Origin of the sequence: Paenibacillus sp. P46E, assembly GCF_001909095.1 — a bacterium.
In the GTDB taxonomy this organism is placed as follows: domain Bacteria; phylum Bacillota; class Bacilli; order Paenibacillales; family Paenibacillaceae; genus Paenibacillus_AQ; species Paenibacillus_AQ helianthi.
Map to the genome: position 1 here is coordinate 137,619 of NZ_LVYZ01000001.1, position 17,347 is coordinate 154,965.

Consider the following 17,347-nt stretch of genomic DNA (forward strand, 5'->3'; position numbering starts at 1 on the left):
TTTTACTTTGTAGCAGCTTCCCACTTACAGCGGACCGGGGAGACGATCGCATTTTCTTTTTTTAGCTCGGTGAAAGCCTTGTCAATAGCCTTGCGTTCCAGACCGGACAGCTTTTCGACTTCGCCCGCGCTGAGCGGCGTTGCGGATGCCTTGATAATATCCAATACTTGCTCCTTAATACTCATGTGTTCCACATCCTTCTCCATTTAATCGTAAGACCATGACTTCAGATAGGTTATTTAGTATAAGAGATAATTGGACGGAATGCAGTGATATTTTTAGTTTACAACAATATCCATAAGTGATATCATAATCATATCAAATACATATCTTATGGAGGTGTCTTTCATGAAAGAAAAAACATTGCATCCCGTTAGCGGTTTTCTGGTTATTGCGCTTATTGCCATTTGCTTGGCAGGGGGAATTTACAGTGCAGCATATGATTATGCTGTGGTTCCGGTTATTCTGTTCATCGTTGCAGGTGTGTTATGTACGAGTGTTACGGTAGTGCAGCCCAATAAGTCGGTCGTGGTAACCTTTTTTGGTAAATATGTCGGAACCATCTCAAGCAGCGGCCTCTTTGCGGTCATTCCGTTCAGTGTCCGCAAGACAGTATCTTTGCGGGTACGTAACTTCAACAGCGTCAAGCTGAAGGTCAATGATGTCGAAGGGAATCCGATAGAGATTGCCGCAGTCATTGTATTTAAAGTCATCAACTCCGCTAAGGCCTTGTTTGATGTCGATAAATATATGGCGTTTGTGGAAATCCAGAGTGAGACCGCGCTGCGGCATGTGGCCAGCCGCTATCCTTACGACAATTTTAACGAATCGGGGATGTCCCTTCGTGCGAATTCGGATGAGATCGCCAAGGAATTGGCCGTTGAGCTTCAGGACCGTCTTTCCTTATCCGGTGTAGAAGTGATTGAAGCGCGGTTGACACATCTGGCTTATTCCACTGAAATCGCCAGCACTATGCTGCAGCGTCAGCAGGCTTCAGCGATTCTGTCAGCGCGGCAGATTATCGTGGAGGGGGCGGTTGGAATGGTAGATATGGCGATCCGTCAACTGAAGGAGAGCGGTGTGGTCGAACTGGATGAAGAGCGCAAGGCGGCGATGATCAACAATCTGATGGTAGCGATCGTGTCGGAGCGTGGAGCGAGTCCGGTCATCAACGCCGGCTCGTTGTACTAAGGGGCGGTTCACTATGGCGGCCAAGAAAAGCTTTCCGCTGCGGATCGATCCTGACCTGCACGAAGCGCTGGAACGTTGGGCGGGAGAAGAATTTCGCAGCGTAAACGGACATATCGAATATTTGCTGCGTGAGGCTTTGAAACGCGCAGGCCGCTTGCCAGAACGGAAACGCCGGGAAGAATAGACTTGCAGGGCAGAAGATGGCTTCTGCCCTTAAGCTATTTTATAATAGAAGGATTTATGTGCTTTATGCTCTAGATCATCCTTCTGCTTGTTGGCGGTGGTGTTGCGGGTGATAAATGTGGGGAGTGACTTGACGGAAGGCTGAAGAGAGAATTATAATTACACAAGATTCACGTTATCAGCGTTGACAAAGATATGGATGATTATTTTTAGGGCCGCTTCAGAGAGAGGAAACTTCAGGCTGTGATTTCCTCCGGTATCCGGTAATCCATCTACCCCTTTGTAGCTGCGGTTATGAACTCCCGGGGTGCTGTCTAATTACGGACAACCTGCCGCGGATAGTAAGAACCGCCGGTTCATGGCCGTTATCTCCATGCTGACGAAGGATTCCTGTAAGCCGGGAATCGAATTTGGGTGGAACCACGGGTGCAATCACTCGTCCCTTTGCGGGACGGGTGTTTTTTGTGTTTATAGACATTTCCGTTCCGTAAATTATGGAGCCTTATCAAAATATTAGGAGGAATAATCATGTCAGTTAATATCAAGCTTCCGGACGGCTCGGTCCGGGAATATGCCGATGGCAGCAGTATTGATGATGTAGCCGCTTCGATCAGCAGCGGTCTCCGCAAGAATGCAGCAGCAGGCAAGCTGAACGGAATCGTTGTAGACCTGTCTACGCCGCTGCAGGAAGGTGCATTGGTCGAGATCGTCACTTTGGATTCGCCGGAAGGCCTGGAAGTGATGCGCCACAGTACTGCCCACTTAATGGCTCAGGCAGTACGCCGCCTGTTCGGGACTAAGGAAGTTAAGCTGGGTGTAGGCCCTGTGATCGAAGATGGCTTCTATTATGATATGGATCTGGAGCATCCGCTGAATCCGGAAGACCTGCTGAAGATCGAGAAGGAAATGGAACGTATCGTCTCGGAGAATCTTCCAATCGTGCGTATTGAGGTCAGCCGCAAGGAAGCACTGGAGCGTTTCGGTGAGCTGGAAGATCCCTATAAGCTGGAGTTGATTGAAGCGCTGCCTGAAGATAGCGTGATCACGATATATGAGCAGGGAGAATTCTTTGACCTTTGCCGCGGCCCGCATGTGCCCTCCACTGCGAAGATCAAGGTCTTCAAGCTTATGAACGTAGCCGGAGCCTACTGGCGTGGGGACAGCAAGAACAAAATGCTGCAACGTATTTACGGTACTGCCTGGATCAAAAAAGCTCAGCTTGATGAGTATCTGCACCTGCTGGAGGAAGCGAAGAAACGCGACCACCGTAAGTTGGGCAAAGAGCTGGAAATCTTCACCTTCAACCAGCTGGTAGGACAAGGCCTGCCAATCTGGCTTCCAAAAGGTGCGAAGCTACGCAGTATTCTGGAACGCTATATCGTCGATCTGGAAGCAAGCCTGGGTTACCAGCATGTATATACTCCGGTGCTCGGCAACGTAGAGCTGTACAAAACTTCAGGACACTGGGAGCATTACCAGGAAGATATGTTCCCTAAGATGACAATTGATACTGAAGAGTTCGTACTGCGTCCAATGAACTGCCCGCATCACATGATGATATACAAGAGCTCGATGCATAGCTACCGTGATCTGCCGATCCGTATTGCCGAGCTTGGCACCATGCACCGTTATGAAATGTCAGGCGCGTTGACTGGGCTGCACCGTGTGCGTTCCATGACACTGAACGATTCACATATTTTCTGCCGTCTGGACCAAATTAAGAGTGAATTTACCCGAGTGCTCGATCTGATCAAGCAGGTATACAGCGATTTCGGCATTCACGATTACCGTTTCCGCTTATCTTACCGGGATCCGAAGGATACCGAGAAATACTTCCAGAACGATGAAATGTGGGAGACTGCACAGCGTATGCTGCGCGAAGTGGCTGAAGAAGCCGGATTGCCATTCTTCGAAGCAGATGGTGAAGCAGCGTTCTACGGTCCGAAGCTGGATGTGCAGATCCGTACGGCGCTAGGCAAAGAAGAAACATTGTCCACAGTACAAATCGACTTCCTGCTCCCTGAGCGTTTTGAGCTGGAGTATGTCGGAGACGATGGCCAAAAACACCGTCCGGTTGTGCTGCACCGCGGAATCCTTGGTACCATGGAACGTTTTGTAGCCTTCTTGCTGGAGAACTTTGCTGGCTCACTTCCATTATGGCTGTCCCCGCAGCAGGTGAAGATTATTCCGGTGTCCTCCGCATTTGATGATTACGCTAAGGACGTAGAAGCGAAGCTGCTTGCCAGTGGAATCCGGGCCGAAGTAGATCTGCGCAACGAGAAAATGGGCTATAAAATCCGTGAAGCACAGCTCGAGAAGATCCCATATATGTTCGTGGTGGGCGAGAATGAAATGAACGCCGGAAGTGTCTCCATCCGCAAGCGCGGAGAAGGCGATATCGGTGCCCAGCCGCTGCAGGAAGTGATCGCTTCCTTAGTTAAGGAAGTTGCGGAGCGTGTAATCTAAAGCTTCAGGAGTAACATCATTTATATATCTTTAATGTCATTCATTAACCTCTGTCATAAGCCGCCTGCGGCCGGGTTTTAAACGGCTTCAGGTATAAAATTTTGTGAAACGGGAAACCTTCGCTAATAGGGGGAGGTTTAACAATGAACAAAATGGGCTTATGCCAGAGGTTTTGGTGTCTTTTCGTAACGATTGTGCTTTTGCTGACTGCCGCTGAGGTCTATCCTGATTTTGGACGCAAGCCAGTGGAAGCTAACGGGGCGGGAGACACTGCAGGTCAACTAAGCAATTACAGAATAAACAAGTCACTTGATCCGCAACATATAAAGGATTCTGTACCGCAAGTGCTGGCAGCTGGTCAAGCCGCGCTGTATGATCAAGGACAATCCGTATCCAGAGGGATGTCCCGTTCAGAAGCACTCGTACAGTCCGGCAAGCCGGCAGCCACTGAGGCGCCAAAACATACACCAGCACCTCGTGCAGTCACACAACCGGGTAATACGGCTTCCAAACCGCCGGTAACTATACAGGTAGCGGCACCAGGACCGGAGCAGATTATCACTTCTTTTAAGGTAACTGCTACAGGCTACACAGCGGGCTTTGAATCTACAGGTAAAACCTCAAAGCATCCGCAGTACGGCATCACATATTCAGGTGTCAAAGTCCGCCGGGACAAAAATGCCGTATCGACCATCGCCGCTGATCCAAAAGTGATTCCGTTAGGCAGCGTATTATATATCCCCGGCTATGGTTACGCAGTTGTGGCTGATACCGGTTCAGCGATCAAGGGGCGGAAGATTGACCTTTATTTTTCTACCACTAAGCAGGTTTATAAGGAATGGGGTAAAAAAACCGTAGTGGTACAGCTCATTAAGCGGGGGAACGGAAGATGTACCGAGAACATGCTGAAGAGTCTGGGCCAGGCTGTTCAAACCTATAATGCCATTCCGCAGGATCTTCTTGAGGAAGTTATCTAGGGTTACCCTACACATCGCCAGTATGAATTTTATTTCACTTAAGCATGCATAATAAGGTCCCGCCTTTCCCATAATACGGACTGGGGCAGAATTAGCAGCCTCTTTCGTTAGATTCTTGTGGTGTACTCTGATGTCAGACTGCACACGAGACAAGGGAGGTGAATTCCGTGGCCAATTCTAAAAAACCAAAGGTTCAAGAAAACTACAAAACACCAAATGAAAAATACAACGCTGAGTTTGCTGTAGAAAATGACGGCGCATCTAAGCAGAGTATTGCAAAACCGGTTCAAAAACCACAGCAATAATGCTGTAGTTCAAACTTGGGTAGCACCGCTTTTTAATTGCATCTGATCAATCACCGTCTGTCCCGTTTCCGTTCAGTTTCTGAGCGGCGGGGCAGTTTTTTTGTGAGCAGAACTTTACTGTTCTTCATCATCCGCCTCGGTCTAGAGGCTGAGTCAAGTTTCCTTCTCCCGGCGCTGTTCTCCAGCTGCTTGTTCCTGTAGACTAAGGCTATAAGAATGAATGAGTGAGCTATACCAACATAAAGGGGAAATGAAGGATGAAAAGACGATTCACCAGCCAGATCCTCGGGGGTCTGCTCCTGATTGGACTGGGAGCGATGTTTCTGTTGCGGCAGATGGGGTATACCGATTTCAGTATAGGTTCCCTTTTTGCTGATTATTGGCCGGTTATTCTCATTATTATGGGGATCCAGAACGTTCTGTCCACGAATGAACGTGGTTCCAAGGGTTCATCTGCTTTTTGGGGATTCCTCTACTTGGCTCTTGGGGTGTTTTTCCTGGGACGCAACCTGGATTGGTTTGATGTTTCAGCCGGGGACTTTTTCAAATTGCTGATTCCCGTGATGCTGATCGGTGGAGGACTATATGTTATCTTCAAGCCGCGGGATCATACTCCGGCACCGCCATCACCGCCGCCTTTCTATCCTCCGGGACCTGGAACAGGTTCTCTGGATGTCGAACCTCCCAAGCCTCTCGAATCTACGCTGGATGAGCAGTTCGAGCAGAAATTCGGCAAGTCTGAAGGGCAACGGGATTGGAATGAGTATCTGCATAAGGATGAAGAGGAAGACGAGAGCGACAGCGGGAGATTCCACTCTCATGCAGATTCCCGCTGGCAGGAGAAGCACGAGCGGCATGAACGCAGACGGCAGGAGCGTCAGGAGCGCCACGCCCGCCGGCATGGCGAATGGCATGAAGAGTTTCATGGTACAGCTGACCGTAAGGAAACGACGAACCGTTCCGCTTTTATTGGGGATGTTCATATGGGCAAGGACCATTTCCAGCTGAAAAACACAAATATTTCACAGTTCATCGGTGACACCGTCCTGGATCTGACCAATGCGCAGATTCCCTACGGAGAGACGAAGATCAATATCTCAGCTTTTGTAGGTGACATCAAGGTGTATATACCGGAAGATATGAACCTGGGAGTTAAGGTGAACAGCAGTTCTTTTATCGGAGATATGCAGGTTCTGGAACAGTCGCGCAGCGGGTTCATGAGCAGCGTGCAATGCAACACACCTTATTATAAGGAAGCCGGCAAAAAAGTCCGCATTAATGTCAGTGCCTTCATTGGCGACATTAAAATTAAAACGGTGGGTTAAGCATGGGGAAATTATTAAGCAATACCAAATGGATGCTGCTGGTGTATTTTCTGCTTAGTGGTGGTGTAACTGCCGGACTTATGTATGCCGGGACATGCCTGGGCTATATCAAGGTTCAGGATTACCGTATGTGGCTGTATCTTTGCGTGGGGATCGTGTTGTTCACTGTAGTGGTGGGGTATATGGCCGGCCAGCGGATTCAGCGGCGGATTGACCTTCTGGACCTGAACATGCTTCAGGTGGCCAAGGGTAACTTATCCGTACGGATGCCTGAGAGTGATGACCAGTCTTTTGCCAGAGTATACCACGAGTTCAATATGATGATGGACACTGTGGAGAATAAAATGCAGCTGCTGCAGCGATTGGGCGAGCAGGAAGTGATCGAGAAGGAAAAGGCGGCGGAGAGCGCGGTACTTGAAGAGCGGAGGCGTATGGCACGGGATCTGCATGATACCGTAAGCCAGCAGCTGTTTGCGATTCATATGTCCGCTTCTTCGCTGCCTAAAGTGCTGGAGCGGAATGCGGAGCATGGCAGAACCGTTATGGATCAGCTGATCACCATGTCCCAAATGGCCCAGAAGCAGATGCGAGCCCTGATTGCCCAGCTCCGGCCGGTAGAACTGGAGGGGCGGAATCTGTTCGAGGCGCTGGAGAAATGGTTCCCGGATTATTGCCGCCAGAACGGTCTTAAAGGCGTGAAAGAACTTGAGCTGCAAGGAGAATTGTCAGAAGCCATTGAGCATCAGCTGTTTCTGATTATCCAGGAATCGATGGCCAACATTGTCAAGCATGCGGGAGCAAGGTTGGTTAGCCTGTCGCTGCGCGAAGTGCCGAGACAAGTGGTGCTGAGCATCAGCGATGACGGGCAAGGCTTCGAGCATGTACAGCATAAGCAGGGTTCATATGGACTTACAACAATGCGTGAACGCGCGGAGAAGCTCGGCGGGCAAGTGGAGATCATTAGCCGCAAGGGAGCTGGAACTACAATCCGTGTACATATACCAAAATTTGTGCAAGGCAATCCGGAGCTGGATAATGCCGGTGCTGCCGAGAGCTGATCGGTCAAGCGGGTGCTTACGATAGTGGTTCTATTGTATGCAGGAGGTTTAGCTCTATACACACTGAGGAGGATGAAAATGAGTGTCATTAAAGTTCTGCTTGTAGATGATCATGACATGGTCCGGATGGGCCTCAAAACATATCTGATGCTGGACCCGATGTTTGAAGTGATTGGAGAGGCTGCAAATGGGCAGGATGCCCTAAAAACGCTCCGGAGCTGGGGGAAGGATGCACTTCCTGATCTGGTTCTGATGGACCTGATGATGCCGGTGATGAACGGTGCGGAGACCACCCGTGCAGTATTGGCTGAATTCCCGGGTCTCAAAATTGTGATTCTCACGAGCTTCCTGGAGGATGATCTTGTCGTGGATGCTATTGAAGCCGGTGCCGTCAGCTATGTGCTCAAAACAGTCTCGGCGGAGGAGCTGATCTACGCGCTTCAAGGCGCTTTCCGCGGCATGCCGGTGATGACCGGTGATGTATCCCAAGCCCTTACCCGCGGCATCCGCCAGCGGACGGTGCAAGGAGATTCTTCGGGTCTGACCGAACGGGAGAAAGAAGTATTGCTGCTTATTGCCGAAGGCAAGACCAATAAGGACATCGGTGAGGAGCTTCATATCAGCATCAAAACTGTAAAGACCCATGTCAGCAATCTGCTGATGAAATGTGAGTTGGATGACCGCACCCAGTTGGCGATTTACGCTCACCGCAAGGGCTGGGCGCAGGGATAAGGCGGATAAATCCTGATATTTGAGTTATGCTACCTGTCTACCACACTCCGGCTGCACTTCATACTGTCCTATAAATATTACTATCTTAATAATTAACGGTACTGTTTCTGGCCCGGCGCGTTTTGTGCGCTCGGGCCTTCTTTTCGCTTCTGGGGTTATTCCAAAAGTGGATTTTCTATGGCGGAAGCGTCCGCACCAAGTGCAGATGTCCATCTAACTCAAAAACAGCGGGGCTGACCCAAGTAGCCATTTCATGGCTTTTGGGTCAGCCCCATCAGATTTTTGCTTCCCTGCCAGGGACTCTAGTGTCAGGCGGAAAGTTTACGTACGCCTATTAACTCGTGTTCCACCCGCGGGGTCCATTCAAGGGCACGGGTTTAACAGCGGTGTAGCCGGATCATAGGGTTCCCCCACTTTTTATCTCCGCTTAAATTGTTTTTAATGTGACCTTAAGGTTTAAAGTACAAAATAAGATCAAGAAAACAAATTAATCCTTGCCGGATACGCAAGGTGCGGGAGGAAAGAATAACATGGACGATAACAAAAATAACTATGATCGTGAAAACAACCTTAATCGTGATAATGAACCGTCTCCGGAGCGGCAATGGGATAGCAATAGCAGCGACAATGTGAACAACAATGATAACGGTAATATCAATAGCAATACTAATGAGACTCCTGAAACCGGATCTTCCTACTATTATTCTTACGGACCTTTTAAATCGCTGAACAAAGATGAGATGAACCCGGATGACCCGCAGCATTACAACCGCCGGGAACCGGAACGTGTAGAGGTCAATCCTCCGCAGCCGGTCAGACCGGTGCCGTACAGCACATCGCTGCGCACTACCGGGATGGACGGCAACGGCGGGCGGGGTGGCAATGGAGCAGATGGAGGCAATGGCTGGCAGTACAACCGCAAGCCCAAGAAACCGGTAAAAGCGGTACTGGTATCTTTTCTCGCCGGAATGATTGTTCTCTCAGGCTCCATGTTCGCAGCGGACCGCGGCAACTGGTTCACAGGGGACCCTGTCACTACTTCGGCTGTATCCAACACTGCGGCCAAGACGGCAAATGGAAGCGTAAATGTTACACCGTCCACCACCACGACATCGCTTCTAACCGGGACAACAGATGCTTCGAGAGTGGTAGATTCCGTAGGCCCGGCCGTTGTCAAAATTGAGACCTTGGTAAAAGCAAACTCTGGCAGAAACTCTACTAATCCGAATATGAGTGATCCGTTCTCGCAATTTTTCTTCGGTGATCAATTTGGCAGCAATGGTTCTTCCGGGTCGAATTCGGGCTCGAATTCAGAATCCAATCCAGGTTCGAATTCTTCTTCCCAGCTTACGCCTTATGGAATTGGAACAGGTTTTATCTATGATTCCTCAGGTTATATTTTGACCAACCAGCATGTTGTTGACAAGGCCGATGTAATTCAAGTAACGGTTGACGGCACTACGAAGACCTATGAAGCCAAATTGCTCGGGACCAGCAAGGATCTGGATTTGGCTGTTCTGAAGATTGAAGGGAAAAACTTCCCTACGGTACAACTTGGTGATTCGGACAGCATTAAGGTCGGCTCCGAAGTGGTAGCGATTGGTAACCCGCAGGGTTTTGACCATACCGTTACAGCGGGTGTGCTCAGCGCCAAAAACCGCAGCATTGATATCAATGAAGAAGACGGAAGCGGTACCCGTAATTATAAAAACCTTCTGCAGACGGATGCTTCCATTAACCCTGGTAACTCCGGCGGCCCGCTGCTTAACCTGAATGGTCAGGTTATCGGAATGAACGTAGCTGTAAGCACGGATTCACAAGGGATCGGATTTGCCATTGCGGTGAATACCATTAAAAATGTTGTAGACAAACTCGAAGCTAACCAGGAAATCCCCAAAGAACCGGTTCCATTCATTGGTGCTTCTCTAATGACGATTACCGATGAAGTTGCCAAACAAATGGGTACGAATATTAAAGAAGGTTCTGTCGTAGCCGATATTATCTTTAAATCGCCAGCCTATACCGCTGATCTGCGTCCTTACGATATTATTACAGGTGTTAACGGCAAGAAATATGCAACCAGCCAGGATCTGATTACCTACATCCAGACGCTCAAAGTAGGTGACAAAATCACGCTCGACGTAGTTCGTGACGGCAAAACGCTGGAGCTTCCTGTAACTATTGGCAATAAGAACGACTTCAACACTACTCAAACTCAGCGCCAGTAACAGACACCGTGACGGTGCAGTGCACAGCGGAAGGGGAGACCCTTCCGCTTTTGTTGCACGGGCTGCGAACTGGTGCAATCATGTTACAATAGAGATATACGATTTGGACAATGGGGGCTGTTTGGATGCGACCGAACATTTTAATTATTGATGACGATGAAAAGATTATTTCCATGCTGCGCCGGGGACTTGCCTTTGAAGGGTATGATGTGAAGACGGCCACAAACGGAGCCGATGGCTTGCGTGCTGTTTTGAACAGTGATCCGGATGTGGTTGTGCTGGATGTCATGATGCCTCAGGTGGATGGCTTCGAGGTCTGCCGGCGTTTGCGGGAGGGTGGCAGTACGGTCCCGGTACTTATGCTCACAGCTAAAGACGAAATTGAGCACAGGGTAAAGGGGTTAGATCTGGGAGCGGATGATTATCTGGTGAAGCCGTTTGCGCTGGAGGAGCTACTTGCCCGTGTACGCGCATTGTTGCGCCGTAAAAGCGAGCAGGGGGGGAGCACAGACCAGGCAGTATCCTACGAGGATATTACGCTGGATGTGGATTCACGTGAGGTAACCCGCGGGGGCAAACGTCTGGAACTGACAGCGAAGGAGTTCGAGCTGCTGCATCTGTTCATGCAGAATCCGAAGCGGGTGCTGTCCCGCGATCTGATCATGGATAAAATCTGGGGCTACGATTACAGCGGGGAATCCAATGTGCTTGAAGTATATATTGCCATGCTTCGCCAGAAAACCGAGGAGCACGGCGGCAAAAGACTGATTCAGACGATCCGGGGAGCCGGTTACATCCTAAGAGGTGACTAATATGTCGATACGATTGCGGCTGACAGCCTGGTATTCAGGAATTCTGGCCGTTATGCTGCTGGCCTTATCAGCCGCAATTTACGGATTTGTCTATTTTAATACGTATGGTGATTTGAAGGAAAGGCTGAAAGAACAGTCGAATCAAGTTCAGTTGAAGCCGTCTTGGAATATTGATGGTACGGTGAAACTTAACCTTGTGGGAATTCAGGCACAAAGTTTGTATGCCCAGATTTACGTCTATAGTGAAAAGACATTGATTCCAAGTATCAATATGGAAAATCTCGGTCTTCAGTTCGAAATTCCCGAGCAGGATGTTGTTAAGAATCAACAGGGGTTTATACGCGCAAATTACGAGGGCAACCCTTTTCTTATCTATCAGATGTCAATTGATGTTACTACCTCAACAGGAGGGGCGCTTCCTGCTGTACTTCAGGTCGCGGCATACACGGGTGAACAGGACCACCTAATGCAGAATTTGCAGAATATCCTTCTTGTCGGCTCCTTCGCCACCCTGATTGCAGCATTCACCTTTGGTCTCTTCCTCGCGCGGAAAGCAATGAGTCCGATCGGCAATGTTATTGAAGCAGCCAACGGGATTCAGACGGGAACCGACCTCAGCTCGCGTATTGTATACGATGGACCACAGGATGAGATTGGACGGCTGATCCAGACTGTTAACAGCATGCTAGGCCGGATGGAAGGCTTTTATACAGAGCTGGAGGATTCTTATGCGACTCAGCGCCGCTTTGTGTCTGATGCTTCGCATGAGCTTCGGACACCGCTGACAACGATACGAGGGAATATCGACCTGCTGCAAAAGATATGGGAGATGAACCCCGAGGAGAGCCGGATGACGGAAGCCGAGATCCGCCAGCTGTCCATTGAATCGGTGAAAGATATCGCGGACGAATCCAAACGCATGAGCCGGCTCGTGGCGGATATGCTCTCGCTGGCCCGGGCGGATACTGGACGGACCTTCGACATTGAGCCGGTAGCGCTGGAGCCGATGATGACCGAGGTGGCCCGCCGGGCCTCATTCCTGCCGCGGCAAGCCGAATGGTCCGTTGGGGATCTAAGTCAGCTGAACGGCAAATATATCGTAGGCAACAAGGATTATTTGCAGCAGATGATGTTTATTTTTATTGATAATGCCTTCAAATACACTCCTGAGGGAGAGGTTACACTGGATGCTGTTTTTTATCAGAATCAGGTGGGAATCCGGATTGCCGATACAGGAATCGGGATGGATAAGGATGAAGTTCCCCATATCTTCGACCGTTTCTATCGTGCGGATGAATCACGGGGAATCACGGAAGGAATCGGACTCGGTTTGTCGATTGCCAAATGGATTATTGATGAGCATGGGGGTTCGGTTGAGGTGGTTACGCGCCAGGGAGAAGGTACGACTTTTGTCATCTGGTTACCGCTTCTCTTTGCTCCGCCGCTGGAATAGGGTATAATTAGACCGGTTCTATTACAAGCAGTCAACGACAGCAGAAAGCCGGTGAATTCATGGAAGTCATCAAAATTTCTCCCCGGGGCTATTGCTATGGCGTCGTCGATGCCATGGTCATGGCACGGCAAGCCGCGCAAAATCTTGATTTGCCCCGGCCGATTTATATACTTGGCATGATTGTGCACAACAGCCATGTCACCCATTCGTTTGAGGACGATGGAATTATCACTCTGGACGGACATAACCGTCTTGATATTTTGGATAAAGTTGACAGCGGTACGGTGATTTTCACCGCTCATGGCGTATCCCCGGAAGTCCGCCGCCTGGCCCGTGCCAAAGGACTGACCACGGTCGATGCCACTTGCCCGGATGTGACGAAAACGCATGATCTCATCAAGGAGAAGGTAGACGAGGGTTACGAAATTATCTATATCGGCAAGAAAGGCCACCCGGAACCGGAGGGGGCTGTCGGTATTGCGCCTGAGCATGTCCATCTAATCGAGAAGGAAGAGGAGATTTCCGGCTTGTCTATCCCTTCTTCGCGTATCGTCATTACGAATCAGACCACTATGAGCCAGTGGGATATCAAGCACATCATGAAGAAGCTGCTGGAGACCTTCCCTGGCGCAGAAGTGCATAATGAGATCTGCATGGCAACCCAGGTGCGCCAGGAAGCGGTGGCGGAGCAGGCCGGACAATGCGAGCTTGTTATCGTAGTCGGCGATCCGCGCAGCAACAACTCCAACCGGCTAGCCCAAGTCTCGGAGGAGATTGCCGGGGTCCCTGCGCACCGGATTTCCGATTTGTCCGAGCTGAAGACAGAATGGCTGCAGGGGATCACCAAGGTAGGTGTAACTTCAGGTGCATCTACACCTACGCCGATTACTAAGGAAGTGATCAGTTACCTGGAGCAGTATGATTCCGCGCTTCCCGAGACCTGGGAAATTAAGCGTACTGTGAACATCGCGAAGCTCCTGCCGCCAGTGAAGAACAAGAGTGCGAGCACGACCTGATCCAATAGCCAAATGAACTTATACATTTTTTAGAGAGCACGCAACTTCCGGTTTCTGGGAGCTGTGTGCTCTTTGTTGTGGATGGATTTTCCTGTGGGCCCTTAAGTTACCTTAGGGGATTAGTAGATACCAGCCATAATATGGACACAGTCCAGTGGATATGGCTGATTACAGATTGACTAATACAGCGGAATGAGTTAGAATTACTTTAGTGCTTAAAAGCGTACACGCGTCGTAGCGAAATAGTATAAAATTTATCTTTCAAGCCGATTTAAGAATATTATCCAAAAGGGGAGCTATAATATGATCGTCATTACATCGAATCAAACACCACAGGAGCAGGTCAACGAGATTATCGCCGTAATTGAAAAAGAAGGTCTTCAGGTCCACCTCTCACGCGGAGCGGATCATACGGTTATTGGCCTGGTGGGCGGAGTGACTCCGAAGCTCGCAGAACATCTGCGTCAGATGAAAGGCGTCGAGAACGTGGTGAAGATCTCCAAATCCTACAAACTGGCCAGCCGTGATTTCCATCCCGAGGATACGATTATTGATATTCGCGGTGTGAAAATCGGCGGTGAGAATCTGGTCATCATGGGCGGACCCTGCGCTGTGGAATCCCCGGAACAGATCGACGAGATTGCCCGTCTGGTTAAGGCATCGGGCGGCCAGGTGCTGCGCGGCGGAGCCTTTAAGCCACGGACGGGTCCTTACAGCTTCCAAGGTGTAGGTGTGGAAGGTCTTACGATGATGGCAGAAGCCGGCAAACGCCACGGCCTGCTGACCATTACCGAGGTGATGACACCGGAGTATGTTGATATTTGTGCGGAGCATGCGGATATTCTGCAGGTAGGCACACGCAATATGCAGAACTTTGACTTGCTGCGCAAGTTGGGTACCTGCGGGCGCCCTGTGCTCCTCAAACGCGGCTTCAGTGCGACTTACGATGAATTGTTGAACGCGGCTGAATACATTCTGGCCGGCGGCAACCGTGATGTCATGCTCTGCGAACGCGGTATCCGTACATTCGAAACGTACACACGGAATACTCTTGATCTGTCAGCAATTCCTGTACTCCAGAACCTGAGCCATCTTCCGGTTATTTCCGATCCGAGCCATGGCACTGGGCGGCGTGAGCTGGTTGAACCGATGGCCAAGGCATCAGTGGCTGCGGGAGCCAACGGGCTGATTATTGAGATGCATACCGATCCGGACAACTCGATGACGGGAGATGGTGTACAGTCTCTGTTCCCTGAGCAGTTTGACAAGCTGCTGAGAGACTTGGAGAAGCTGGCACCGCTTGTCGGACGCAAGTTCTCGAGTTCGCTGGAGGCGGCTCCGGCCCTTTAACAGCAGCATCCAATAAGGATTTTTACCAGTCCTCCATCCCGCTTCCGGGCAGGGTGAGAGGGCTGTTTTTGCGTATGGCGGAGTGAATGTAACATGTGATTAGACTAGGAATGCATTTTTCACCAAAGCGTCAGAATATCTTACATTGTCGTCAGAAATACCTGACATAAGCATTGACGATGTTAGGTTTGAGATTTATAATGACGACAGCAAAAAAATAAAAACAAGAACATTTGATACTGTGAGCGGCCTAATGTTCGGAACTTGGGGAGGAATTAATTCATGTCGGTTGAAAAAGTGTTGCAGACGATCAAGGAAAACAATATCGAGTGGGTGGATTTTCGGTTTGTAGATTTAGGTGGACGTGCTCACCATATCTCATTGCCAGCATCCGCAGTGGAAGAAGAGACATTTGTAAATGGTGTAGCATTTGACGGTTCTTCCATCAAAGGGTTCCGCGGTATCGAAGAATCGGACATGGTTATGATGCCTGATCCAAGTACTACATATATCGATCCTTTTACAGCTCACCCAACGCTGAATGTTATGTGTGACATTTTCACACCTGATGGCGAACGTTATGAGCGCGACCCGCGCGGTATCGCAGTAAAAGCAGAAGAGTTCCTGCAAACATGCGGTGTGGGTACAGCAGCTTTCTTCGCACCTGAGTCCGAATTCTTTATCTTTGACGATGTACGTTACGAAAGCGGAATGAACAGCGCTTCTTTCTTCGTAGATTCTGAAGAAGCAGCATGGAACACCAACCGCAAAGACGAAGGCGGCAACATGGCATTCAAAGTAGGCGTTAAAGGCGGTTACGTGCCAGTAGCTCCAGTGGATTCCCAACAGGATATCCGCAGTGAAATGTGCCGTTTGCTCGGTGAAGCAGGTCTTGAAATCGAACGCCATCACCATGAAGTGGCAACTGCAGGCCAAGCGGAAATCAACTTCCGTTTTGACACCCTGAAGAAAACAGCTGACAATCTCCTGACTTACAAATATATTGTTCAAAACACAGCACGCCAATATGGCAAAGTAGCAACTTTCATGCCTAAACCACTGTTCGGCGACAACGGTAGCGGCATGCACGTTCACCAGTCCATCTTCAACGGCAGCGAGCCTTTGTTCTACGAAAAAGGCGCATACGCGAACCTGAGTGAAATGGCGCTCCACTACATCGGTGGTATCCTGTATCATGCTCCGGCACTGATCGCACTGACTAACCCAAGCACCAACTCATTCAAACGTCTGGTTCCTGGTTATGAAGCACCAGTTAACCTGGTTTACTCCAAAGGTAACCGCTCCGCCGCTGTCCGTATCCCGGTAGCTGCTGTAACACCTAAGGGCTGTCGTATTGAATTCCGTACTCCTGACTCCACTGCTAACCCTTACCTGGCTTTCTCGGCTATGCTGATGGCGGGTCTGGACGGAATCAAGAAGAAGATTAACCCTGAAGAAATGGGCTACGGTCCACTGGACAAGAACATCTACGAATTGTCTGATGCCGACAAAGAGAAGATTCGCAGCGTTCCAGGCAGCCTGAACGAAGCGCTTGACGCTTTGGAAGCTGACTATGAATTCCTGACTGAAGGCAACGTCTTCACCAAAGACTTTATCGACAACTATATCGCTCTGAAACGTGCAGAAGCACAAGAGGTTGCTATCCGTGTTCATCCGCATGAATACTCCCTGTACTTTGATGTATAAGACCGCATAACTATATAGCAAGTAGAAGCGCTTCGCCGTCCTTTAAATGGACGGTACCGTTTCAGCGAGAAATATAAGGATAATTTATTGCGTGCAGCATATAAATTCTTATATTGTTAATCATGAAGCCTCCGGGATACCGGGGGCTTTTTGATATTCAGAAGAAGGTGGGATGGTAGTGAGCAAACCACAATATGTGGGGGATTGAATCTGCAATACGAACATGGAGACGCTGGACGCCTCTCTGTTGGCTTCACAGCGGCGCAGTGGTGAACTTATGAAGTGGCAGCTTTGAAGCCGTAGCGAGGGCGTCAGCGGCTTCTGGAATTACACCGGGGCCTAGAGGGTTGTGTGAATCCGATATGTTTTCAGTCACTTTGTAGAGAAGGGGGAAGGTAATTATATGAGAAGAGGTGCTAAGGATAGAAGATTATTATCTGTATACGAAATATTTCGTAAAAGCCATCAGGAAAACTCCGTGATTTATGTCAAGTAAAATAGGTTGCGCTTACATAGAGGCAGTTTTCTTAAAAATAATGAAAAT

15 protein-coding genes are annotated in these 17,347 nt (G+C 49.5%); 14 read left to right on the top strand and 1 reads right to left on the bottom strand.

All coding sequences use genetic code 11. From position 1 onward, the window contains the following. Positions 1–2: 2 nt before the first annotated feature. Entirely contained in the window at positions 3–185 is a 183-nt protein-coding gene (locus A3849_RS00595; RefSeq protein ID WP_074109680.1) for a transcriptional regulator, read from the bottom strand. A 163-nt stretch (positions 186–348) separates the two neighbouring features. Between A3849_RS00595 and A3849_RS00600 the strand changes: the two genes are divergently transcribed. The 14 genes from A3849_RS00600 (at position 349) to glnA (ending at position 16,803) form a co-directional block, all read left to right on the top strand. Then, complete coding sequence (locus A3849_RS00600) at positions 349–1,191, top strand: SPFH domain-containing protein (protein ID WP_074109681.1); 843 nt, start codon at positions 349–351, stop codon at positions 1,189–1,191. 13 nt (positions 1,192–1,204) lie between these two features. Next, a complete protein-coding gene (locus A3849_RS00605; RefSeq protein ID WP_074109682.1) occupies positions 1,205–1,375 on the top strand; it encodes a type II toxin-antitoxin system antitoxin in 171 nt (56 codons plus the stop codon). A gap of 527 nt (positions 1,376–1,902) precedes the next feature. After that, positions 1,903–3,840 carry a threonine--tRNA ligase gene (thrS, locus tag A3849_RS00610; RefSeq protein WP_074109683.1) on the top strand — a complete coding sequence of 646 codons (1,938 nt, stop codon included), beginning with the start codon at positions 1,903–1,905 and terminating at the stop codon, positions 3,838–3,840. Positions 3,841–4,241: 401 nt separating this feature from the next. After that, positions 4,242–4,817, top strand: coding sequence for a 3D domain-containing protein (locus A3849_RS00615; RefSeq protein ID WP_083613315.1), 576 nt, complete (start codon positions 4,242–4,244; stop codon positions 4,815–4,817). Positions 4,818–4,984: 167 nt separating this feature from the next. Beyond that, positions 4,985–5,122: a hypothetical protein gene (locus A3849_RS32640; RefSeq protein WP_178382567.1), complete on the top strand. Its 138-nt coding sequence runs from the start codon at positions 4,985–4,987 to the stop codon at positions 5,120–5,122. A 257-nt stretch (positions 5,123–5,379) separates the two neighbouring features. After that, the gene (gene liaF / locus A3849_RS00620; protein ID WP_074109684.1) at positions 5,380–6,447 is read left to right on the top strand and encodes a cell wall-active antibiotics response protein LiaF; all 1,068 of its coding nucleotides are present in this window, start codon (positions 5,380–5,382) and stop codon (positions 6,445–6,447) included. Positions 6,448–6,449: 2 nt separating this feature from the next. Beyond that, a complete protein-coding gene (locus tag A3849_RS00625) occupies positions 6,450–7,505 on the top strand; it encodes a HAMP domain-containing sensor histidine kinase (RefSeq protein WP_074109685.1) in 1,056 nt (351 codons plus the stop codon). 78 nt (positions 7,506–7,583) lie between these two features. Then, a complete protein-coding gene (locus A3849_RS00630) occupies positions 7,584–8,237 on the top strand; it encodes a response regulator (protein ID WP_074109686.1) in 654 nt (217 codons plus the stop codon). A 530-nt stretch (positions 8,238–8,767) separates the two neighbouring features. After that, complete coding sequence (locus A3849_RS00635) at positions 8,768–10,465, top strand: S1C family serine protease (RefSeq protein ID WP_083613304.1); 1,698 nt, start codon at positions 8,768–8,770, stop codon at positions 10,463–10,465. 125 nt (positions 10,466–10,590) lie between these two features. Continuing rightward, complete coding sequence (locus A3849_RS00640) at positions 10,591–11,277, top strand: response regulator transcription factor (RefSeq protein WP_074109687.1); 687 nt, start codon at positions 10,591–10,593, stop codon at positions 11,275–11,277. Position 11,278: 1 nt separating this feature from the next. After that, positions 11,279–12,730 (top strand): sensor histidine kinase, encoded by a 1,452-nt coding sequence (locus A3849_RS00645; protein ID WP_074109688.1) that lies wholly within the window; start codon positions 11,279–11,281, stop codon positions 12,728–12,730. Between the two features lie 59 nt (positions 12,731–12,789). Next, on the top strand, positions 12,790–13,746 hold the full coding sequence (locus A3849_RS00650; protein WP_074109689.1) for a 4-hydroxy-3-methylbut-2-enyl diphosphate reductase: 957 nt from the start codon (positions 12,790–12,792) through the stop codon (positions 13,744–13,746). A gap of 303 nt (positions 13,747–14,049) precedes the next feature. Beyond that, positions 14,050–15,096 carry a 3-deoxy-7-phosphoheptulonate synthase gene (gene aroF / locus A3849_RS00655; protein ID WP_074109690.1) on the top strand — a complete coding sequence of 349 codons (1,047 nt, stop codon included), beginning with the start codon at positions 14,050–14,052 and terminating at the stop codon, positions 15,094–15,096. A 282-nt stretch (positions 15,097–15,378) separates the two neighbouring features. Continuing rightward, on the top strand, positions 15,379–16,803 hold the full coding sequence (gene glnA, locus A3849_RS00660; RefSeq protein ID WP_074109691.1) for a type I glutamate--ammonia ligase: 1,425 nt from the start codon (positions 15,379–15,381) through the stop codon (positions 16,801–16,803). The last annotated feature ends 544 nt before the right edge of the window (positions 16,804–17,347 follow it).

Excerpts from the sequence above, each read along its gene's own strand:
- A3849_RS00595 (WP_074109680.1), bottom strand. The coding sequence starts at position 185 with ATGAGTATTAAGGAGCAAGTATTGGATATTATCAAGGCATCCGCAACG.
- A3849_RS00600 (WP_074109681.1), top strand. The coding sequence starts at position 349 with ATGAAAGAAAAAACATTGCATCCCGTTAGCGGTTTTCTGGTTATTGCG.
- A3849_RS00605 (WP_074109682.1), top strand. The coding sequence starts at position 1,205 with ATGGCGGCCAAGAAAAGCTTTCCGCTGCGGATCGATCCTGACCTGCAC.
- thrS (WP_074109683.1), top strand. The coding sequence starts at position 1,903 with ATGTCAGTTAATATCAAGCTTCCGGACGGCTCGGTCCGGGAATATGCC.
- A3849_RS00615 (WP_083613315.1), top strand. The coding sequence starts at position 4,242 with ATGTCCCGTTCAGAAGCACTCGTACAGTCCGGCAAGCCGGCAGCCACT.
- liaF (WP_074109684.1), top strand. The coding sequence starts at position 5,380 with ATGAAAAGACGATTCACCAGCCAGATCCTCGGGGGTCTGCTCCTGATT.
- A3849_RS00625 (WP_074109685.1), top strand. The coding sequence starts at position 6,450 with ATGGGGAAATTATTAAGCAATACCAAATGGATGCTGCTGGTGTATTTT.
- A3849_RS00630 (WP_074109686.1), top strand. The coding sequence starts at position 7,584 with ATGAGTGTCATTAAAGTTCTGCTTGTAGATGATCATGACATGGTCCGG.
- A3849_RS00635 (WP_083613304.1), top strand. The coding sequence starts at position 8,768 with ATGGACGATAACAAAAATAACTATGATCGTGAAAACAACCTTAATCGT.
- A3849_RS00640 (WP_074109687.1), top strand. The coding sequence starts at position 10,591 with ATGCGACCGAACATTTTAATTATTGATGACGATGAAAAGATTATTTCC.
- A3849_RS00645 (WP_074109688.1), top strand. The coding sequence starts at position 11,279 with ATGTCGATACGATTGCGGCTGACAGCCTGGTATTCAGGAATTCTGGCC.
- A3849_RS00650 (WP_074109689.1), top strand. The coding sequence starts at position 12,790 with ATGGAAGTCATCAAAATTTCTCCCCGGGGCTATTGCTATGGCGTCGTC.
- aroF (WP_074109690.1), top strand. The coding sequence starts at position 14,050 with ATGATCGTCATTACATCGAATCAAACACCACAGGAGCAGGTCAACGAG.
- glnA (WP_074109691.1), top strand. The coding sequence starts at position 15,379 with ATGTCGGTTGAAAAAGTGTTGCAGACGATCAAGGAAAACAATATCGAG.